Source organism: Poseidonibacter lekithochrous, assembly GCF_013283835.1.
Classification (GTDB): domain Bacteria; phylum Campylobacterota; class Campylobacteria; order Campylobacterales; family Arcobacteraceae; genus Poseidonibacter; species Poseidonibacter lekithochrous.
In genome coordinates this window covers 2,565,056-2,586,366 of sequence record NZ_CP054052.1, presented here as the reverse complement: position 1 = coordinate 2,586,366, position 21,311 = coordinate 2,565,056, and the positions used below count along the sequence as shown (strand labels likewise).

Sequence of the window (21,311 nt, the reverse complement as noted above, 5' to 3'; positions counted from 1 at the left end):
TTACAAAGCTTAAAAAACTAATTATTTAATTAATAATTCTTTAAACTTTCTAAATCCAAACTCTTTTATAGTTAAATAAAACAGAATAAAACCACTAAGTGTTGATGCAAATGCAAGTCCAGCTGCACCATATGGTTCAATTAAAGCTAATGAAAAAACAATATTCCAAGCTAAACTTTTCATTGATATTTTTGCAGCTAAGAACTGTTGTTCTTTTGCATATAACCAAAGTGAGAAAATTTTTGCTACACCAAAAGGAATAAGACCAATTAAATACATAGTTAATATAAGCGCCGTATTTGCAGTGTCTTGAGCTGTAAAAGCACCTCTCTCAAATAAAAGAGAGATTATAAATTCATCAAAAACTATACCTATTAATGTAGCAATAGATAAAAGTCCAAATAAAATAAGTGAAGATTTTCTCATTAGATTTAAGGCTTTATTTTCATCTTTATTTTTAATAGATCTTGCAATCATTGGGAATAGGGCAATTGATGTTGCAATTGCAAATAAAGCAAGAGGCAGTTGAAAAACTCTATTTCCATAATATAAATATGAGATAGAACCAGACATTAAAAATGAAGCTAACCATGTATCTAAAAATGCTGAGATATGTGTAGTTGAAGAACCAACAGTTGCTGACATAAAGTTCTTATAGAATTTATTTTCTTCTTTTTTAGCATGTTTTTTGAAATGAAATATTTTTAATAAATTTAATCTTTTTATTGCATACAAATGAACTAAAATTTGTAATAATCCACCTGCTAATACCCCATAAGATAAATAGAATGTGATTTCATATTTTTCCATATCTTGTGCAATTAATAATCCACCAATCATAGTAAGATTTAATAAAGCAGTAGAATAAGCTGTTGTTGCAAAGTGGTTTTTATATTGTAATAGTGCTGCCATAAAAGTAACAACAAATATCATTGGTAAATAATAAAAGTTTATTGCAAATAGAGGTGCGGCTAAGTCTATTGTTTCTTGATCAAATCCAACGGCAATAGCTTTTGCTACTAGGTGTGAAAACATAGATACAAGTAGGGATAGAATAATCAAAAAGCCAAAGAGTTGTAAAAAAACTACAGAAGAAAATCGTATTTTATGTTTTGATCTTGCATAAGCTGGTATAAATGCTTGTGTAAATGCACCTTCTGCAAATATTCTTCTGAAAAGATTTGGTAGTTTAAAAGCTACAAAGAAAATATCTGAATAGATATTAGCTCCTAGGATTGATGCTGTTAATAAATCTCTTATAAAACCTAAAATTCTTGAAGTAAGAATACCTGTACTATTTGTAAATATTGATTTGATTAACATTAATATTCTACTTTATAGTCTGATTTTTTATGAATTTGAATTTGCATGTTGCCTCTGTACACTGATATATGTCCTGTTTTTATTAAAATATTTTGATTGTTTTTTGGTAATAATTCTTTGTTTTTTGAATAGATGTAAATTACTTTTCCATTAAAGTATAATTTTCTATTTTTTATTATACCTCTTAGATTCGTAATTATTTCATTTTGATACTTAGGGTTTAATATATTTGTTTTATTATTTATGTATAAATCTTTATAGTTTTCATATTTTGCATTTTTCTGAATGATTTCAAAATCTTCAATTTCTTGTAAATCATTATAGTTTTTGATTTGATTAACTTTTATATTATATGAGTATCCAAGTTTTAAATCTTTTGCATTTTTATAAATATATATGGCTTTATCATTTTTTTGTTTGATAATAGCGCTAGTTCTATTTTTGTAAATAACAATAATATTTTTTAGAATAATAGGTTCTATTAATTTTGTTTTTGAGTATAAATGTGAAATTTTATTTATCTCTGTTTTATTTAATTCTAGTTTTTTTACTAAGTTTCTATTCTCTTTATTTGTAGAAAACTCCGCATATATTGGCAAATGATCTGAATATCCATATCCTTGATGGATTCTGTTTTTCATTTTCCATCTTTGTACTTGTTTGTTTTTATATAAATACTTAGGTTTAAAGACATTAAAAGATCTGTGAATATAAGAAATTCTTTTTGTATCTAAAAGTGCAGGGGGAATTATGATGTTATCAGGCGTATTGTTTTGATTTCTAAATTTACTTGAGAACCTCTCTTTTCCTTCTACATCTAACCACAAATTAAAATGTACTTTTTTTTGTATTTTTAATACATCATCATAAGTAACATATCTTTTATTATAACTAGTGTTTAAAACTTGATTAATTCCTGTAATACCATCTGTATTATTTAGTTTTTTGTTATATCTAAAACTTTGCATTTCATCATAATTAGAATTGAAATCTCCTAATAATATATAATCATAATCTTTTGGAAGTTTTTTTAATCTATCTTGTAATCTTTTTGCATACTTTATTCTATATGATTCTGCAACTCTTTTTGAAGGCCAATGGTTATTAAAGATTTTAAAATCTATATTATCTATTCTAAAAGTAGTTTCTTGAATTGGTCTATATGTTCTTCTTTTAAATTTTACATTTATGGTATTGTTATTTATGATTTTTATTTTTGATAAGAATCCAATTCCCACTGAAGATTTTGGGTATTTTGAAAAAGAGTGATATTTATATTGAGGTAGTTTCTTTTTTAGAAATACCAATAAGTCTTTATTTTCTATTTCTTGAAAAGCAATAATATCTGCATTGATATCTTTTATTACTCTTATTGTATTTTTGAGTTTTATATTAAAGTTTTTTTTATTCCATTTTGATTTGGTAAAAGGAATAAACTCTTTATATTCAGTATTTTGTTTTTTTAAATCAAATAAGTTTTCTACATTATAAGATGCTACTGTGAAGTTTTGTGCGAAAAGATTGATAGTTATACATAAAAATAGAAAAACTCTTAACACAATATCTCCAATAATTTTTTATAATATTATCGAATATATTATGTCTAAGAGGTAAAATTATAAAGAAGCAAAATAAAATGCTTCTTTTATATTTATTTTTTAGCGTTTAGTCTTGATTGGTACTCTTGTGGATGATCACATACTGGACATTTTTTTAGAGCTTTTTTCCCTCTATGTACGTGTCCACATACTTCACAAATCCACTCTTCTTCTTCATCGCTTTCATGCTCTGCACCAGTTTCTAATCTTTTTAGAAGTTCTCTGTACATATTTTCATGTTCGATTTCAATTTTACCAATTCCTGCAAGAATCCTTGCTGCTTCTTTATGTCCTTCTTCTTTTGCAATTTTTGCAAAATCAGGATACATAGTTACGTTTTCGTAAGACTCACCTTCAATGGCATATTTAAGGTTTTCAACAGTATCTCCAAAATCTTTTTCCATAGTCATTTGGTTATATAGCTTTAATTCAAGTTTTGCATGTACTTTTTCATTATTAGCAGCTCTTTGGAAGTGTTCAGCAATATCTCTATAACCTTCTTTTTGAGCAATCTTAGCAAAATATTCATACTTGTTTCTAGCCATTGATTCACCAGCAAATGCTTTCATTAAGTTAACAGCTGTTAAGTTCTCTGTTGCCATCTCCATTGGCTCGCCACAGCAAGATAGAGTTCCTCCACCAACATTTTGTACTTCAACTTCGTTACCACATTTGTTACATCTATATGTTTCATACTGTCTCATTCTTAACTCCTTGAATTTTATTATATAAATAGTATTTAATTAATTATAAATATATTATTAACCTACAGTTACATCTTTATTTTTCTTTTTAAAATACTCTTTTTCAACTCTACATAAAGGACAAGCTTTTGGTGGTTTTTTACCTCTGTGAACGTGACCACATACTTCACATACCCATTCTTCTTCTACATCTGATTCTAAGAAACCTTCGTCAATTAATGCTTGTTTTAATTCTAAATACTCTTTTTCATGCTCAACTTCAACTTTTCCAATTGCTTTGAACATTCTTGCAATCTCTTTTAAACCCTCACTCTTAGCAATTGCTTCAAAGTTAGGGTACATTTCTTCATGTTCATATTTCTCACCATCTGCTGCATATTGAATATTTTTAGCAGTTGAATCTAATTCTACATCATGTACTAATTTATTATAAGCTTTAAATTCTGCCATTGCATGGTATTTTTCATTATCAGCAGCTTCTTGGAAAAACTTAGCGATTTTATGTAAACCTTCAGAAAATGCAACTTCTGCAAAGAACTCATATTTATTTCTAGCTTGTGATTCACCTGCAAATGCTTTCATTAAGTTAACAGCTGTTAAGTTTTCTGTAATCATTGCCATCTCTTCACCACAACATGATAATTTTGCATTAACTCCTGTCTCTTGTACTTCTACTTCACAACCACATGTATTACATTTGTAAGTTTCATATTGTTTCATTTTCTAACCCTTTAGTTAATTATATTTTTTATTAAAGGAAAATTTTTTTCCGTTGAGAGAAGTATAGAATAATTAACCTTAAAGGAAAATTATTCTCGTTTAATAAAAATTATGTTATACTTATTTTTTATGAATATAAGTATTCGCTATTCATTAAATATATAAATTATGTGAAATTAAATGATTAATATTGTATTATTTCACGAAAGGAAGAGTAATTATGACAAATTATACAAGTTTACTGAAAGATTATGATTTAAAAGTGACTCCTCAAAGGGTAGCTATTGTAGAAGAGCTTTACCTTAATGGTCATATGAATATAGATGATTTATATAAAAAGTTACTTTCAAAGTTTCCATCTATATCATTAGCAACAATATATAAAAATATTAATGCTATGGTTGAAAAAGTATTTCTTTCAGAAGTTAAGATACCAAATTCTAAATCAGTTTATGAATTAGTAAAAGAAGAACATGCTCACATGTTATGTTCATCATGTGGTCATATTGAAGATGTTACAGTTAACACGAATTCTGTTGTTAGTGAAGCTTCAACACTAAGTCAGTTTCAAGTTGACTCTATAAATATCGTTTTAAGCGGTACTTGCCCTAAATGTTCAAAATAGTTTAGCTTTTAAGCTAAACCATTTTGAATTACTAATGCTAAAACTACCATAAATACTACACCTGCAGATTTATTATAAAGTTTATTTGCTGTAATAAATACTAACATTAATGAAAGTATCACTGCTGCTGCTATATCAAAGAAATAAGCATTTAAATCAACATTTAATGGATTAAGAATTGATGCTAATCCTAATACCATTGTAAAGTTAGCAACATTTGATCCTATAATATTACCAATTGCTAAATCAGCATTATTATTCATTGCAGATTTAATAGAGATAGTTAATTCAGGTAATGATGTACCAAATGCAACTAAGAATAATCCAATAATCCATTCTGAAATACCAAATTGTCTAGCAATATTTCCTGCACTATCAATTGCAAAATCAGCACCAACAACTACAAATACAAATCCTACTATTAATAAAACAGATGTTTTTCCCCATGCAAATTTTTCTTTTGCTAAGTCTTCATCTATATCTTCTACTTGGTTTGATCCAATTAAGAAAATTAAATAAGCAGCCATTAAAAGTAAGAATAAAACTCCATCAACAAGATTTAATTGTCCATCTAGTCCCATTAAAATAAATACTAATATTGGGAATAATGCCCATGCAGAATCTTTTGCAAATAAATCTCTTGTAGGAGCTATTTTTTTAGCTAATAAAAATACTGCACCTAAAACTAAGGCAATATTAAAAATAGTACTTCCAATAACATTTGCTACTGCAATATCTGCACTTCCTTTCATAGAAGCTGAAATTGATACTGCCATTTCAGGTAGTGATGTTCCTAATGCAATTAGTGTAGCACCAATTACAAAATGTGAGATATTATAATGAAGTGCAATTTTTTCACTTTGTTCAATAATAAAATCTGCGCCGTAAATTAAAGCAGCCATAGCTACTGTAAATATAATTAAATCCATTCTATGAATTCCTTATGATTAAACTTTTTGGTAAATTAAATTTATTAATTAATTCTTCTTCTTTGTCTCTATGCTCACCATTATCAACTTCATGATCAAAACCAATTAGGTGAAGTAGTCCGTGAATAAACAATAATGATAACTCTTCGTTAAAAGTATGTCCATACTCTTTTGCTTTTTCTTCAACAAAATCTGTTGATATTACAATTGAACCCGCTGGCATATTTGGCATATCGAATTCTAGAGGAAAACTTAATACATCTGTAGCTTTGTCAATATTTCTATGTTCTTTATTTAATTCTTGAATTTCATCATTTTGAGTGATGATTAATTCAATATCTTTTGATGTTAGCTCATTTGCTATAGATTCTAGTGATGATAAATCTATTTCAAAAGAAGTATTATTTTCAATATCAATCATAATTTTACCTTTTAATTTGCGCGATTGTATCAAATCTTTGCAAATTAAAAGTTTAACTATATTAAAATAGGGCTAATAAGGATGCATAATGGAAGAATTTTTAGGGGAGTGTGAAATTATTGACTATTCTAATGAGAATATTCAAAAGTTAGCAAAAAAACTTTCGACTAATTGTAAGACAGATGAACAAATAGTTGGGAACTGTTTTTTATATGTTAGAGATAATATTAAACATATTGGGGATTATCCAAGAGATATTAAAACTTGTAAAGCAAGTGAAGTATTAGAGGCCAAAATTGGGTGGTGTTATGCAAAAAGTCATCTCTTTGCAGCATTAACAAGAACTAATGGAATTCCAACTGCTTTATGTTATCAATATCTTAATTGTAATGAATATAAAAAAGATGAATTTTCTTTACATGGTTTGAATGCGGTGTATTTAGATAAATATGGATGGTATCGTTTAGATCCAAGAGGAAATAAAGAAGGTGTTAATGCCTTATGTATTCCTCCTATTGAAAAGTTAGCTTTTGAATTAGAAGAGGGCGAGTATAATATAGATACTTTATACTCAAAACCTCTTCCTAGTATTGTAGAATTTTTAAATAAATACGACAAATATGAAGATATGAAAAAGAACCTTCCTATAAAAATTTAGAAAAGTTCTATCATTTTTGGTACTTCATCAACGGCAAAACATTTAATATCAAGTTTAAGGTTAGGTTTTAAAGCGATTACAGCTTTTTGAATCCCTTGAGCTTGAGCTTCTTTTAATCTCATATCAATTGAATAAACATCTTTAATCTCACCAGTTAATGAAACTTCTCCAATAAATACAGACTCTTTAGAAATAGGTCTATCTCTAAAAGAAGAAATAATTGCGGCAACTACTGCTAAATCTGCTGAACTTTCTTTGATTTTTATTCCACCTGAAATATTTACAAATACATCATAGTGATTAAGCGGTAAGTCTATTTTTTTCTCAAGTAAAGCTAAAAGCATATTTAATCTATTTCCATCAAACCCAGTAGCTGATCTTTTAGGATTTGGATGAGTACTCTCTGTCACTAAAGCTTGTACTTCTAAGATTAAAGCACGGCTTCCTTCCATTGCAACTGTAAGAGCTGAACCACTTTGTGCTTTTGATTTATCAAAGAATTTTGATGTAATATCCTTTGCACTTACTAATCCTTCTTGTGTCATTTCAAAAATACCAATCTCTGATGTTGAACCAAATCTATTTTTGAAACCTCTTAGCATTCTTAACTCTTTTGAAGACTCTCCCTCAAAATATAAAACTGTATCAACCATATGCTCTAAAACTCTAGGACCTGCAATACTTCCATCTTTTGTAATATGTCCAATAATAAACATAGCAATATCAGACTCTTTTGCTTTTCTCATAAGCTCAAAAGTAATCTCTCTTACTTGTGATACAGAACCGGGAGCTGATGTTAGGTTTGAAGAATAAATTGTTTGAATAGAATCAATAATTACTACTTGATAATCTTGTCTTAGAAGTTCATCTTGAATCTCTTCTAGTTTAATTTCACTTAATAAAAAAAGTCCATCATGGTTAGCATCTAATCTATTTGCTCTCAGTTTAATCTGTCCAGCACTTTCTTCCCCTGATACATATAAAACTTTTTTACCACTGTTTGCCATGCTTCCTGCTACTTTTAATAGTAGTGTTGACTTTCCAACTCCTGGGCTTCCACCAATTAGTGTTAAACTTCCAGGAACAATTCCTCCACCTAATACTAGGTCAAACTCTTCATTAAAAGATGAAAATCTTGTTACATCATCTTGCACAATTTGCGTAATTGGTGTTGCTTTTGAAGTACTTGATGAAACTTTTGAGACTTTTTTAAGAACTTCTTGTTGTTCTTGGTTTAGTTCAATAAAACTATCCCATCCTCCACAATTTGGACACTTACCTAGCCATTTTGTAGATTGTTCTCCACAGTGTTGACACTCAAATAATGATGTTTTTTTCTTTGCCATAAATATTTCCTATTTAAATCTTGATGCAATTATAGTCAAATTTTTATTATTGAATAGAAAATATTTCAAAATGAAATACTTTCTATAATCATTAAAATAAATAAGTGATATTTAATCCTGCCCAATTGTTTTTAATAGGATGATCATTATTAAGACTTGTGTTTGAGATTTTTGCCGTAACAGATAAAATATATTTTTTCCATATTGTTTCTGCTGAGATAATATGAGTAAATACATTTTTGATCTTTTGATTATTATATGATTTATCATAATCATTTATATAAAAGTAATCAATATATGAATATGAAAGTCCATAAGAAAGTGCCCAAGCAAATTTTTTGTTTTTAAATGAGGCATAATTAGTGATTAAATTTTCATTTATTCCGATTAATCTGCCTATTGTATTAAAATTATTAGCAAAATTTTTACTTATTCTAATTTTTGAACCTACTTGAATTGCTCTGTAATAATTACCTAAATCTATTTTATAGGTATTTGTTATATCAAACTTTTTACTTCCAATGTCTTTAGTATATGGTTTAGTTGATAAACTATAAGCTGCATTGTAAATAAAGTCATCTTTTAGTTGATTATCCCAGCCTTTTGGGTCATTATTCCCAAATATTGAGTGCATCTCTTTTTGTAGTTGTTTGGCATAAGTACTTGGTCCTACTAATCCTAGTGTCAACATATATTGATGAAGAATCTTTTCATTCCATTTTTGTACAAAGAAATCAAATGTAGCAACTCCTGCATAGGGAAGGTCATTTGTAATTTTCTCTTTTTTACTAATATCATGGGGAGTGAATGTAAGATGAGAAAAAACTAAACCTGAATTACTATATTTCATATCTCCATAAAAAGTAGGTACTTTATATAAAAAATCATAGAGTTTATTGTTTGTGATTTTAACATCTTCGTCGTTGGTATTATTTACATAAGCAATTGCAAATCCATTTGTATAGTGTTTATCATATCCACCAATAAAGTCATTTTCTAAATATAAAGATAAGGATTGTGAAAAAAGATTTGTTGTGAGAATTGTAAAGGCTATTATCTTAAGAAATATTTTCATAATATACTCCTTATAAGTGCACATTAAAATTATATGAGAATTTTGTTTAGTTATTATTAAGTTTAAAAGCACACTTTTATAAAAATAAATTTATAATTCGTTTTTAAAGGATCAATAATGATTATATATATACATGGTTTTGGAAGTAGTGGACATGGTGGAAAAGCTTCACTTTTTAGAGAATATTTTGAAGATGAAGTAATAGCACCTTCTTTATCTTATGTGCCAAATTTAGCAATTGATACCTTAGAGCAATTAATTGAAATGTTATTAGAAAAAGGCGAAACAGTTGGTTTAGTTGGTTCATCTTTAGGTGGGTATTATTCAATTTATTTAGCTAATAAATATGATTTAAAAGCAGTGTTAATTAATCCTGCAATTTTCCCATATAAAACACTTGATAAAATTGGAATGGCTAGAAACTACTATGACCTTACAACTTTTGAAGTTACAAATGAACATATTCAAGCATTAAAAAGTTTGGAAGTTAGTGAAATATCTAATCAAGAAAACTTTATCACACTTCTACAAACAGAAGATGAAGTTCTAGATTATAACGATGCTGTTGAAAAATTAAGCGAAAGTGAACTAGTAATAGAAGAGGGTGGAACTCACTCTTTTGAAAATATTGAAAGTTACTTTAGAAAGATTGGAAGTTTTTTAGCTTAGTTGGTAAAAACAAGTAAATAAAATCATTTACTTGTTTTTTATACCTTCTAGATTAAATAGTTCTTTATTTATTTCCTCTAATCTCATTTACATCTAATCCAAATGCTTTAAAGTTTGATTCAACTGTATGTTTTTCTTCAAAAACTTTTGAATTATAGTGTCCCATTTTTTCTCTTGGAAGTAAATGATCTTTTAAATTAAATGCATCTCTTTCTTGTGCATTTATATAAATACTAATATCAATAGCTTCTTCTTTTGTAAGGTTTGGATTTCCTAAGGGCATATTACCTTTCATCCATGAAGCCATTTTATCTAGTTTACTTAATCCTGCACCTGTATTATACGATTTACTTCCCCATACTGGTGGGAATGTTCCAATTCCTTGACCATCAGCTCCATGACATGATGAACATTTATTAGTATATAAATTCATACCATTTTTATAATTATCATGTGTGGCTTTTTTTATTATCGGTTTTAGTTGTTTGCTTCCTGGCCAAGTTTTTGTAAAGTACTTATTTACAGGTTTTTTTTCATTCATTTTCATAGGTATGTCAGTTGATAACCAAGTAATGTATGTTGCCATTGCAATTGATGCTTCAGTATCAACAATTGGTCTTTTTCCATTCATACTTCTCATAAAACAGTTGTTAATTCTATCTTGTAATGTCTGAACTGTTTTTTCTCTTTTTGAAAATGCTGGAAATGCAGCAGCTGTTCCTATGAATGTTCCTATGCTCTTCTCTTTTCCACCACCTAAATGGCAGCTTGTACATTTAAGATCGTTGCCAACATACTCTTTTGTAAGTGGATGCGTGTTTGTGTTCATTATAATATCTTCACCTAATTTAACCATTTTTCCAACTTCCCCTTTTGGATAAATAGTTGGTGCATCTGGTATTTGAGCAAACATTATTGAAACTAAACCTAATAATAAAATTGACTTTTTCATGACTTCTCCTTTTATTTGAGAAATCTTAACAAGTCTTTGTAAGTTTAATGTTTGTTTTTTTGTGAATACTTTAAGAATAAATTAAGTATTGAAAATATAAGTAAAAGTACTTCCTTTTTTAATCTCTGAATTACATATGATTTCTATTTTATTTTTGTCGCAAATATTTTTTACAATATTAAGACCAATACCAAAACCACCTTTTATTGAATCTTCTCTGTAGTATCTATTAAATATTTTTGATGTGTCTTTTATTCCTGCTCCAAAATCTTCAACTTTAAATACTACTTTTTCATTTTTTATAAGCTGTATTTTTATATTGCTTTTTGCTTTTGAATACTTAATTGCATTTGAGATTGTATTATCAATTATTCTTTGAAGTTCTGTTCTATTGAACTCAATATGAATATTATCTGTAATATTCATATCTATTTTTATCTCTTTTGATAATGCTAAACTTTCAAAAATATTTATTCTTTGATTTAACAGCTCAGAGAAATTAGTGTTTTCCTTTTTATATAGAACTCTTTTATTTTTAATTAGGTATTCAATATCATCATAAATTAAATGAAGATTCTTTACTCCATTTAATACTCTTGATAACTCTTTTGTTTGTTGTTTCTCTTCTAATATTTCTAAGTTTAATTGAATTACTCCAAGTGGTGTTTTTAGTTCATGCATAGCATCATTAAAAAATGCATCCAAATAAGCATTTGCTTCTTTATATGGAATAATACTTTGTTTAATGATTAAATATGCGGAGATAAATATAAATAATCCAATACAAAGGGTTAAAATAGCAATTTTTAAATATATTTGTTTATATGAAAATCTTTTTGTTACGATCAAGTATTTCGCATCTAACCTATTTGAACTTAATGTAACTTGTTTTGAGATATTGTTTTTATAGTTTAATGTTTGTGATGTAGTAGAAAATATTAGTTCTTTATTTTTCGATAAAAGATAAGAGTCTATTAAAAAAGATTTTGGAAATCTAAAAATCATATTTTTTGAATCATTAAAATCATATATGGCTCTTTGGATATTCAATGAATGTTCATCAATATTTTTATATTGATTAAATTTATAGCTATTTATTTCACTTTGCATATATAAATAAGCGGGAATACAAATAAGCACAATAATACTAATAGTATAAGCAAGACTAAGTTTTATTATATGATTTTTATTATGACTTTCTTTCAATTTTGTATCCAACACTTCTTTGGTTTATTATAAATTCTTTTGATGTTTTATCTCTTATATTTTTAATACAAACTCTTATATCTGCTTCATTTATATACTTATCGTCCCAAACTTCAAATCGCAATTTTTCAATGCTAACAAATTGGTTCTTATTTGTGATTAAACAAAAAATTGTTTCGCTTTCTTTTTTAGTTAAATTAACTTTGATATCATCTTTTATCAGCTCTTTTTTTAAAGGTTCATATAAAAAACCGTTATTCAATTCTATATAATTTTCATTTGCTGAAAAATAAAAAGCCTTAATTACTTGTTCAATTCTATATTTTAATTCTTTAGGAGAAAAAGGTTTTTTTATATAATCATTACATCCTAGCTCATATCCTAAGCTAAGATTATTTATATCTGTTAATGAAGTTATAAAAATTACAGGAATATTATTGTCATTTTCTCTTATAGTTTTAACTAAGTCATAACCACTAATACCAGGAACTCTTATATCTAAAATTAAAAGGTGATATGACTTTTCATAGATTGCACTTAATGCTTCTTCTCCATTTTCAAAATCATCAATTTCATAGTCTAATGATTCTAAATAATCCTTGATACTATTTTTATAATCAAAATCATCCTCTAGTAAAAGTATTTTCATTCTATTATAATCCCATTTTTAATTTTATTTAGCTGTTTTTCATAAGTACTACTTAGATGTATATTATTACTATTTTTTGATGAAATAATTACATATCCTAGTTTTTCTCTACTTAAACTATAAAATGTAAAATATGAAAAAGCAAAATCTTCATTTGTAAAATATCCATAGTCTTTTAGATTTTTTAAATCAATATCTTTAAATATTTTAGTATTTATCATTTTTTGATTAACTAATGTGAAATTTTTAATTTTTTGATTATTTACTAAATCTTTTGCAATATTTAAATATTTATTATCAAGTAATACATACATATTTAAAGAGTTTTCATTTAATCTCTTTGTTAAACGCTTAAAGTTTATTATTACTTCAATTGAACCAATAAATTTATTATTTACAATAAAAGGTGAAATAGCTTTTATATTTAATCTTTTTCCTAATTCTATAGAAACTAAAGGCTCTAATAATTCTTTTACTTTTACTAACCCTTGTCTAAAAGAAGACAGGGGAATATCTTTTATATTTATATTCCAACTTCTTATATATGTTTTTAAATCTTGATTATGAATTTGTATTTCAATATCACTGTTTTGCAATTTTTTTAATGTAGCTACTTTTTTATTTACAAAATTAAAAGATTCAACTCTATCTCTTTTTAGAAAAGATTGAATAATCTCTTTATCTTTGGATAATAAAATAGCTAAAGATAAAGCATATTTCTTTTCTTCTTCAAATATATTTTTTGTATAAACTAATGAATTTTCAAGTTTTGAGATTAGTTGTTCATTATTATTTATATTCCCTAATAAATAGAATATAAAGGCTATGAAAAAAAGTGTTAATGGAATTAATAAGAGAAGATATTTGTTTGTTTTAAAAATACTTTTATTCAAATAAATATCCTCTTGTTAGTTTTTTAGATCAAAATGTTAGATGATAAATCAAGTAAATGAAATTTATTTACTTGATTCTATATTTAGTATTTTATAACTAAAGTATAAAAATACTGTTCCCGTAAGTCCATTTATTATATTTTTCATTTTTTTTGAAGACATGGCTTTTGTAGATTTTCCTAATAAAAGAATAAAAAATGTAAACCATATTCCCATTGTAAATGCATGAATAGAAGTAAGAATTAAGATTTCACTAAATGCAGCATTTTTAAAATCTATTAATTGTGGAAAAGCTGCTAGATAAAACATTGAAACTTTTGGGTTTAAAAGTTGTGTTAAAAAACCTTCAATAAAAGATAGTTTATGGCTTCTTTTTTTCTCTTTTCTTATACTTTTATCTAAAGTCTCTTTTATATCTTCATCTTTTTTGAAAATTGAATATATAGCTTTAAGACCTAAAAATAATAGATATAATGCTCCTAAAATCTTCACTACCATAAAAATTTCTGCTGAGCTTAGAATAATTGCTGATAAACCAAAAAAAGATAATACTCCATGTAAATAAGTAGCTGCAAAAATGCCAAAGACATTATTCATGGCATTTTTCTTACCATGCATAGGTACTGTTTTTAGAATAAGTACTCCATTTGGACCTGGAGAGACAACTAGAAGTATAGAAATTACCGTAAATGTTAAAATAATATCCATGCTCATAGTTTATCCTTTTTTAATTAGTATTTATTTCTCTTCTGTGTAGATTTCATCAAGTAATGAGTCTACGAAAGCATCTGGGCTAAATTCGATTAAGTCATCTTGTTTTTCACCAATTCCCACAAAGAAAATTGGAAGTTCAAGTTGATTTGAGATAGAGAATAATGCTCCACCTTTTGCTGTACCATCAAGTTTAGTAACAATAATTCCATCAATACCAACCATTTCATTAAATGCTCTAGCTTGTGCAATTGCTGTATTACCTTGAGTTCCATCTAAAATCATTAGTTTTTGATGTGGTGCATTTTCTTGTGCTTTACCACAAACTTTTACAATCTTTTTTAATTCATTGTTTAAATTAGTTTGTGTTTGTAATCTTCCTGCTGTATCAATGATAACATTATCAATATTTCTAGAAACTGCTGATGAAATCGTATCATAAGCAACTGCTGATGAATCATGACCTTGTTTTGTTTTGATAATTGGAACATCAAGTTTATCTGCCCAAGTTGCTAATTGCTCAATTGCAGCTGCTCTGAATGTATCACCAGCTCCTAGGATTACAGATTTTCCTTCTTTTTTAGACTTATTGGCAAGTTTTGCAATAGTAGTTGTTTTACCAGCTCCATTAACTCCAATAATAAGTCTTACAAAAGGTTTTGGTAAATTATTTAAATCAACATCAGGAGCGTGTTCAAATAACATTACAAGTCTATGTCTTAACTGCTTTCTTGTAATCTCTTCAGGAAGTCCATCCATTGCTTTTTCAATAATTTCATATTCCATATCAGCTTCGATTAACATCTCTTCTACATCATCAAAAGCAATTTTCTCTTTTTTCTGAGGAACTACTGTTTTGATACTTGCAAAAGTTTTTTCTAAAGCTCTTGAAAAGAAACCTTTCTTTTCTTCTTTAGGTTCCTCAATCTTTTCTTCAACTATCTCTTCAATTACTTTTTCTTCAACTACTGCTTCTTCTACAATAGTTTCTGTTTTAGTCTCTTCTTCTATTATTGTTTCTTCAACAACAACTTCTTCTTTTGAAACTTCTTCAGTCTTTTTTTCTTGGATAATTTCATCCACTTGATTTACTACTTCTTCTGTAGTTTCATCTTTAGTAGGAGTATTTTCTTCTTTGTCAGGTGTGCTAGTTGTTAGAATTTCTTCTTGTACTTCTTCAACAACCTGTACTTCTTCTACTTTTGGTTCTTCTTTTTTCTTTTTTTTCTTAAAAAAACTAAACATTAACTACCTTCTACTTTTTTAAAACTTTATTGATATCCATTTCCATCATTTCTACAGGAACAATTCCTACATATTTTTGGAAAATATTTGAGTCTTTATCTATCATAAACATTGTTGGGATAGATTTGATTGGGCCTATGCTATTTGATAAATCAAAATTACTTTTACTATTTGTTACTGGGTAATTGATTTTGAAATCACTTGCAAAAGATGCAATCTCTTCATTTGTTTTACCTTGTTCTAATAAAACTGCTATTACTACGAAATCTTTTGAATATTTATTTTGTAAATCAATTAGATTTGGGATTTCTGCTTTACATGGTGGACACCAAGTTGCAAAGAAATTTAATAGTACAATCTTATTTGGATACTCTTTGATAATAATTTTTTCATTCTCTTTAATTATTGTGATGTTTTTATTATCAATTGTTGATAATTTTATCTCTTTTTTACTGCTTTGAATGCTTGACTCATGGCTATTTTGCGAATCTTGTGCAGTTTTTTTATCTTCTGAACTACAGCCTGTAAAAAATAAAATTGATAAAATTGATAAAAATGCTAATGTTTTAAACTGCATTTTAATTCCTTTAGGTAAAATTATTTGTTGGGTAGGAATTTTACCCAAGTGAGGCTTAAATATGAATGTAAATCACAAGAGTGATTTTAGAAAATTGTGTATTAAAAAATTAGAATTTTCAAGTCGTTTTTCAAAGTATTATAAAGACAAAATTATTATTAGAAAATTAGAAAACTTTATAAAATTAAAAGAAGTAAAAAATATTTTATTATATGTACCACTAGGAACAGAGGTTGATGTTAAACCTTTAATAAATAAATTAAGAAAATATAAAAACAAAAATGTTTATGTTCCTTATATGATAGGTGATAGTTTTAAGATTGTTAAGTACAGATTACCATTACACGGTAAGAAGTTTGGAATAAAAGAGCCAAATAACTCTTTTTTTAAGGCCGCAAAAATTGATGTTGCTATAGTACCTATTGTAGGGGTAGATGCTATTGGCAAAAGAATCGGCTTTGGAAAAGGAATGTATGATAGATTTTTTGACAGGATAGATTATCAACCTAAACTTATTTTTACTCAATTAACACTTTGCAAAAGCGATAAAATACTTTCTGATAAATATGATATTCAAGCTGATTATATAATAACGAGTTAAGGTTTCGGATATGGAATACATAATAGTAGGGGTAGTTGTAGCACTTTTAAGTTCTATAATGAGTATTTTTGTAGTAAGAAAAATTGATAAAGCAAAATTTCAAATTTTTATAGAACAGGCAAAAGCAAAAGCTAAAGTTATTGAACACGAAGCAGAAGTTGCATTGAAAGATGCTCAGTTAAAAGCGAAAACTGATTGTGATAGAGAGTTCAAAAGTGCGAGAAGAGAATATGATTCTATGCTTGCAAAAATTGAGAAAAAAGAAAGAGAATTAAACGAACACTTAGAGTGTGAATTAAAAGCGATTAAAAAAGAAAAATCTGAAATAAGTGAAAAGAATAAAAGTCTTAGCACTTTAAAAGATGGTATTGAAAAACAAAAAAAGAATTATGAAGAAAAAACTTTAGAAGCTATTAAAATTTTAGAAAATGCTTCTGGTCTTACTGTTGATGAAGCTAAAGAACTTATGCTTCAAAAAGTAAAAGAAGACTCAAGAGCAAAAATTGCTTCTATTTTTAGAAAAAAATATAAAGTTGCAGAAACAAATTGTAAGAATGAAATCAACAATATGTTATCTCATGCTGTTACTAGATATGCAGGTGAGTTTGCAGCGGAGAGATTAATCAATAATCTTCCTTTAAACGATGAAGAAACTAAAGGTAAAATTATTGGTAAAGAGGGTAGAAATATTAAAGCCCTTGAAATGTTATTAGGTGTTGATGTAATTATTGACGATACTCCTAATACTATTACTATTTCTTCTTTTAATTTATATAGAAGAGCAGTAGCTACTAAAACAATTAAAGCATTACTTGAAGACGGAAGAATTCAACCTGCTAGAATTGAAGAGATTTACAAAAAAGTAAAACTCGAATTTGATAAAAACATTCAAAAAGAGGGTGAAGATGTAATTCTTGAATTAGGAATTAAATCTATGCATCCAGAGTTAGTTAAACTTGTTGGTAAATTAAGATATAGAGCTTCTTATGGACAAAATGCATTAGCACATACATTAGAAGTAGCACATCTTTCTGGATTATTAGCTGCTCAAATGGGTGGAGATGCAATCTTAGCTAGACGTGCTGGATTATTACATGATATTGGTAAAGCATTAACTCATGATATGCCAGGTTCACACGTACATTTAGGTGCTGAGATTTGTAGAAGATATGATGAGCCAGATACAGTATTAAATGCTATTTATGCTCACCATGGACATGAAGAACCTATCAATGTCGAATCTGCTTCTGTTTGTGCTGCTGATGCTTTATCAGCTGCAAGACCAGGTGCTAGAAGAGAAGTTTTAGAGAGCTTCTTAAAAAGAGTAGAAGAGGTTGAAAATATTTCAACTTCTAAAACTGGTGTATTAAATGCTTATGCAATTAATGCAGGTAGAGAAGTAAGAGTTATTGTTCAAGCTGAGCTTGTAAACGATGACGAAGCTGTAATTTTAGCTACTGAGATTGCTCAAGAAATTGAAGAAAAAGTTCAATATCCTGGTGAAATTAAAGTAAATGTAATTAGAGAATTAAGAGCAGAATCTTACGCTAGATAATAAAAAAGCTAAAAATTTAATTTTTAGCTTTTTCTTTTTTTCCTTACATAATAAATCCATGAAATATTTGTAATAACTGTACTAATACTAGCCAAAACCAATCCAAGTATAATTGAACCTAAATATAAATAAATAGCTATATCTCCTAGATTCTCATACATTGAATCTAAGTCAAAAGTAATACTGTTTGAAGCATTTAAAATATATGCACCAATCTCATACTCTATATAGAATATAAAAGGTATTGTTATAGGATTATTTATAAACAATAAAGCAAAACTAATAGGTAAATTTACATTAAATATTATTGCGAGGAATGTTACTAATACCATTTGAAGAGGTATTGGTAAGCAAGATACAAATACTCCAAGAAATACTGCTCCTAAAACCCTTTTTCTATGTAAACTCCATATTTCTCTTTTATATAAAGCTTGACCAAATATTTTTAAATATTTTTGTTCTTTAATTTTTTTGTGACTTGGTAATATTTTCTGTAAAATTTTTTTAGGCAATTTTCTTCTTTTCTTTTAAAATAACATAATTTAATTAGCTTTTGATTACATAGTTTTTAAATTAAATAGTTTACTTATGAAACTTTGAATATAATACAAAAAATTAAATTATTAAGAGTATTATGAAAAACGATAAACCAACAACAAAAATCATTGCAGGTAAATATAAAGGTAAAACTTTAGAATTACCATCTTTAGAAGTTACTAGATCTTCAAAGTCTAGACTAAAAGAATCACTTTTTAATGTTTTACAATTTGATATTATTGATAAAATATTTGTAGAATCTTTTGCGGGTTCTGGGTCTATTGGTCTTGAAGCAGTTTCAAGAGATGCAAAAAGAGCATATTTTGTAGAATTAAATAAAAAATCTTATGATATTTTAGTAAGAAACTGTAAATTTATTGATATGAATTCTTGTCAAACAATGTTAGGTGATACTTTTGTACAGACACCTGCTATTTTAGATAGTTTAAAAAACTCTAATGACGAAGTAATTTTATATGTAGATCCACCATTTGATTTTAGAGATGGAATGGAAGAGATTTATGAAAAATCATTTAAAATGATTAGAGAAATTGAAAATGAAAATATTTACATGATTATTGTTGAACATGTAAGTACATTAGAAATTCCAGATGTTCTTGGTAAGTTTTCATTAAAGAAAACTAAAAAATTCGGTAAGAGTTCTCTTTCTTACTTCACTTATACACAAGAGTAAAACATGTTTAAAATGGCTGTATATTTACTAGTATCTGTTATTGCTTTAGTATTTTTACTGCCATTTATTTACACTGTATCTCCTTATGAATTAAATCCAAGTAAGATTTTAGAAGGACCATCTTTAGCTCACATCTTTGGTACTGATAGACTAGGTCGTGATGTATTTGCTAGAATACTTGAAGGTGGTCAGACATCCCTAATTATTGGATTTTTAGCTGCTTCTATATCTTCTTTAGTTGGATTATTTATTGGAATAAATGCGGGATATTTCAAAGGTAATATTGACAAAACAATTACAATTGTTATTGATTTATTTCTTACTTTCCCTACATTCTTTTTATTATTAGCTTTAGTTTCGTATATTCAAGCTTCAGCTGTTATTCTTATCATTGTAATATCTATTACTGGATGGATGGGAATGGCTAGACTTATTAGAAGCGAGAGTTTTGCAATAGGAAATAAACCTTTTATCAAAATACTTAAACTAGCAAATGTATCTACAATGAAAATAATATTTAAATACTTTGCTCCTTTATTAGCTCCAATTTTTTTAATATCATTTACTTTTGGAGTAGGTGGTTCTATTTTGGCGGAATCAGGATTATCATTCTTAGGACTAGGGATTAACCCACCTCAAATGTCTTGGGGAAGTCTACTTAGTGATGGAAAAGCTGTTATTGATATTGCATGGTGGGTTAGTTTCTTCCCTGGGTTAATGATATTTATAATTACATTCTCTTTAATGCAAATATCTGATTTCTTACAATCAAAAGCAAATCAAAAAGAAATCCAAAAATCATAAAATAATTCTCCCCTTTTTTTTCCTTAGTTCTCTCATCTTTTAAAATCATATATATTGCAATATATTCATTGTCTTTTAAGTATTAAATAATAAAATATAATATATAGAAATAATAAAGTAAATATTATTTTAATAATACACAAAGGAATTAAGATGAAACATTATATGACATTAGCAAGTATTAGTTTAGCTGGTTTATTATTTACAGGTTGTGCTATTGGAAACCAACCCTCATCAAATAGCTTTATTGAAGACACTTCTTTATTAAAACCTTCACCTACAAAAGAGGGCGCATATTCTTATTTAAAAGATGGAATTAATTTTAAAGATTATAGAGAAGTTAGAGTTTCAAATATACCTATTGTTAAAAGCGACAAGAAAGATGAAACAATAAGTAATACTACACTTGACAATGTTTCAAGTTATTTTCAAAGTAGTTTACAATATGAATTAAATTCTGCCTTAGAATCAAATGCAGGTAATAAAGCACTTACAGTTGATGTTGCTATTACATCTTTAGGCAAAGAGTATAAGGATCTAAAACTTTATCAATACATTCCTGTTGGTTTAGCATTAACAGTTATAAAAAGAGGTGTGGTTGGTGAAGATAAAAATCTTGTAATCCAAATTGCCATAAAAGTAAGAGATGCAAGTACAAATGAATTAGTTGCTATGGTTGTTGATTCTGATGTTCAAAAGGGATTCCCTGCGGATAAAAGAATTACATTAACTGATATTAAACCTTCTATAGATAAATGGGTTAGCCATTATAAATCAACTTTAGAGAAGTTAATAAATAAATAGTGAATTTGATTTATA

At 27.1% G+C, this 21,311-nt stretch carries 24 protein-coding genes; 8 read left to right on the top strand and 16 right to left on the bottom strand.

Annotated features, from left to right (window positions below):
* Window positions 1–21: 21 nt before the first annotated feature.
* From murJ to ALEK_RS12225, 4 genes are all read right to left on the bottom strand, one after another.
* Window positions 22–1,323, bottom strand: a complete 1,302-nt coding sequence (gene murJ / locus ALEK_RS12240) for a murein biosynthesis integral membrane protein MurJ (RefSeq protein ID WP_071627768.1) — start codon at window positions 1,321–1,323, stop codon at window positions 22–24.
* On the bottom strand, window positions 1,323–2,882 hold the full coding sequence (locus ALEK_RS12235; protein ID WP_228146307.1) for an endonuclease/exonuclease/phosphatase family protein: 1,560 nt from the start codon (window positions 2,880–2,882) through the stop codon (window positions 1,323–1,325). The genes murJ and ALEK_RS12235 overlap by 1 nt, the downstream gene beginning before the upstream one ends.
* A 92-nt stretch (window positions 2,883–2,974) precedes the next feature.
* The gene (locus ALEK_RS12230; RefSeq protein ID WP_071627766.1) at window positions 2,975–3,625 is read right to left on the bottom strand and encodes a ferritin family protein; all 651 of its coding nucleotides are present in this window, start codon (window positions 3,623–3,625) and stop codon (window positions 2,975–2,977) included.
* A 57-nt stretch (window positions 3,626–3,682) separates the two neighbouring features.
* Window positions 3,683–4,345, bottom strand: a complete 663-nt coding sequence (locus tag ALEK_RS12225; protein WP_071627765.1) for a ferritin family protein — start codon at window positions 4,343–4,345, stop codon at window positions 3,683–3,685.
* 220 nt (window positions 4,346–4,565) lie between these two features.
* Here ALEK_RS12225 and ALEK_RS12220 point away from each other — a divergent pair, with 220 nt between their 5' ends.
* Window positions 4,566–4,970: a Fur family transcriptional regulator gene (locus tag ALEK_RS12220; protein ID WP_071627764.1), complete on the top strand. Its 405-nt coding sequence runs from the start codon at window positions 4,566–4,568 to the stop codon at window positions 4,968–4,970.
* Window positions 4,971–4,978: 8 nt separating this feature from the next.
* On the opposite strand, the gene ALEK_RS12215 is transcribed toward ALEK_RS12220, so the two are convergent.
* Together ALEK_RS12215 and ybeY are read right to left on the bottom strand one after the other, a co-directional pair.
* The gene (locus tag ALEK_RS12215) at window positions 4,979–5,899 is read right to left on the bottom strand and encodes a calcium/sodium antiporter (RefSeq protein ID WP_071627763.1); all 921 of its coding nucleotides are present in this window, start codon (window positions 5,897–5,899) and stop codon (window positions 4,979–4,981) included.
* A 1-nt stretch (window position 5,900) separates the two neighbouring features.
* Window positions 5,901–6,320 (bottom strand): rRNA maturation RNase YbeY, encoded by a 420-nt coding sequence (ybeY, locus tag ALEK_RS12210; protein WP_071627762.1) that lies wholly within the window; start codon window positions 6,318–6,320, stop codon window positions 5,901–5,903.
* Between the two features lie 88 nt (window positions 6,321–6,408).
* On the opposite strand from ybeY, the gene ALEK_RS12205 reads away from it, so the two are divergent.
* A complete protein-coding gene (locus ALEK_RS12205) occupies window positions 6,409–6,978 on the top strand; it encodes a transglutaminase-like domain-containing protein (protein ID WP_071627761.1) in 570 nt (189 codons plus the stop codon).
* On the opposite strand, the gene radA is transcribed toward ALEK_RS12205, so the two are convergent.
* Both radA and ALEK_RS12195 read right to left on the bottom strand, forming a co-directional pair.
* On the bottom strand, window positions 6,975–8,324 hold the full coding sequence (gene radA / locus ALEK_RS12200; RefSeq protein ID WP_071627760.1) for a DNA repair protein RadA: 1,350 nt from the start codon (window positions 8,322–8,324) through the stop codon (window positions 6,975–6,977). The genes ALEK_RS12205 and radA overlap by 4 nt on opposite strands.
* A gap of 91 nt (window positions 8,325–8,415) precedes the next feature.
* Window positions 8,416–9,399 carry a lipid A deacylase LpxR family protein gene (locus ALEK_RS12195; RefSeq protein WP_071627759.1) on the bottom strand — a complete coding sequence of 328 codons (984 nt, stop codon included), beginning with the start codon at window positions 9,397–9,399 and terminating at the stop codon, window positions 8,416–8,418.
* Between the two features lie 117 nt (window positions 9,400–9,516).
* On the opposite strand from ALEK_RS12195, the gene ALEK_RS12190 reads away from it, so the two are divergent.
* Window positions 9,517–10,068 carry a YqiA/YcfP family alpha/beta fold hydrolase gene (locus ALEK_RS12190; protein WP_071627758.1) on the top strand — a complete coding sequence of 184 codons (552 nt, stop codon included), beginning with the start codon at window positions 9,517–9,519 and terminating at the stop codon, window positions 10,066–10,068.
* A gap of 64 nt (window positions 10,069–10,132) precedes the next feature.
* Here the strand turns inward: ALEK_RS12190 and ALEK_RS12185 are convergent, their stop codons facing one another.
* The 7 genes from ALEK_RS12185 to ALEK_RS12155 all read right to left on the bottom strand — a co-directional run bounded on the left by ALEK_RS12185 (window position 10,133) and on the right by ALEK_RS12155 (window position 16,301).
* Window positions 10,133–11,020, bottom strand: coding sequence for a c-type cytochrome (locus ALEK_RS12185; RefSeq protein WP_071627757.1), 888 nt, complete (start codon window positions 11,018–11,020; stop codon window positions 10,133–10,135).
* An 81-nt stretch (window positions 11,021–11,101) separates the two neighbouring features.
* A complete protein-coding gene (locus ALEK_RS12180) occupies window positions 11,102–12,226 on the bottom strand; it encodes a sensor histidine kinase (protein ID WP_071627828.1) in 1,125 nt (374 codons plus the stop codon).
* Window positions 12,210–12,875 (bottom strand): response regulator transcription factor, encoded by a 666-nt coding sequence (locus tag ALEK_RS12175; protein ID WP_071627756.1) that lies wholly within the window; start codon window positions 12,873–12,875, stop codon window positions 12,210–12,212. Before ALEK_RS12175 ends, ALEK_RS12180 begins: the two co-directional genes overlap by 17 nt.
* The gene (locus tag ALEK_RS12170; protein ID WP_071627755.1) at window positions 12,872–13,768 is read right to left on the bottom strand and encodes a cache domain-containing protein; all 897 of its coding nucleotides are present in this window, start codon (window positions 13,766–13,768) and stop codon (window positions 12,872–12,874) included. Before ALEK_RS12170 ends, ALEK_RS12175 begins: the two co-directional genes overlap by 4 nt.
* Window positions 13,769–13,831: 63 nt before the next feature.
* Window positions 13,832–14,482 (bottom strand): LysE family translocator, encoded by a 651-nt coding sequence (locus tag ALEK_RS12165; protein ID WP_071627754.1) that lies wholly within the window; start codon window positions 14,480–14,482, stop codon window positions 13,832–13,834.
* A 24-nt stretch (window positions 14,483–14,506) separates the two neighbouring features.
* Window positions 14,507–15,421 carry a signal recognition particle-docking protein FtsY gene (gene ftsY / locus ALEK_RS12160; protein ID WP_407983858.1) on the bottom strand — a complete coding sequence of 305 codons (915 nt, stop codon included), beginning with the start codon at window positions 15,419–15,421 and terminating at the stop codon, window positions 14,507–14,509.
* A gap of 313 nt (window positions 15,422–15,734) precedes the next feature.
* Window positions 15,735–16,301 (bottom strand): TlpA family protein disulfide reductase, encoded by a 567-nt coding sequence (locus ALEK_RS12155; protein ID WP_071627753.1) that lies wholly within the window; start codon window positions 16,299–16,301, stop codon window positions 15,735–15,737.
* Window positions 16,302–16,362: 61 nt separating this feature from the next.
* On the opposite strand from ALEK_RS12155, the gene ALEK_RS12150 reads away from it, so the two are divergent.
* Window positions 16,363–16,902 carry a 5-formyltetrahydrofolate cyclo-ligase gene (locus ALEK_RS12150; protein ID WP_071627752.1) on the top strand — a complete coding sequence of 180 codons (540 nt, stop codon included), beginning with the start codon at window positions 16,363–16,365 and terminating at the stop codon, window positions 16,900–16,902.
* Between the two features lie 10 nt (window positions 16,903–16,912).
* Entirely contained in the window at window positions 16,913–18,457 is a 1,545-nt protein-coding gene (gene rny / locus ALEK_RS12145) for a ribonuclease Y (RefSeq protein WP_071627751.1), read from the top strand.
* A gap of 23 nt (window positions 18,458–18,480) precedes the next feature.
* Here the strand turns inward: rny and ALEK_RS12140 are convergent, their stop codons facing one another.
* Entirely contained in the window at window positions 18,481–18,969 is a 489-nt protein-coding gene (locus ALEK_RS12140) for a DUF2062 domain-containing protein (RefSeq protein WP_071627750.1), read from the bottom strand.
* 122 nt (window positions 18,970–19,091) lie between these two features.
* Between ALEK_RS12140 and rsmD the strand changes: the two genes are divergently transcribed.
* From rsmD to ALEK_RS12125, 3 genes are all read left to right on the top strand, one after another.
* Window positions 19,092–19,688 (top strand): 16S rRNA (guanine(966)-N(2))-methyltransferase RsmD, encoded by a 597-nt coding sequence (gene rsmD / locus ALEK_RS12135; RefSeq protein WP_071627749.1) that lies wholly within the window; start codon window positions 19,092–19,094, stop codon window positions 19,686–19,688.
* Window positions 19,689–19,691: 3 nt separating this feature from the next.
* A complete protein-coding gene (locus tag ALEK_RS12130) occupies window positions 19,692–20,492 on the top strand; it encodes an ABC transporter permease (RefSeq protein WP_071627748.1) in 801 nt (266 codons plus the stop codon).
* A gap of 153 nt (window positions 20,493–20,645) precedes the next feature.
* Entirely contained in the window at window positions 20,646–21,296 is a 651-nt protein-coding gene (locus ALEK_RS12125) for a DUF3313 family protein (protein ID WP_071627747.1), read from the top strand.
* Window positions 21,297–21,311 lie beyond the last annotated feature (15 nt).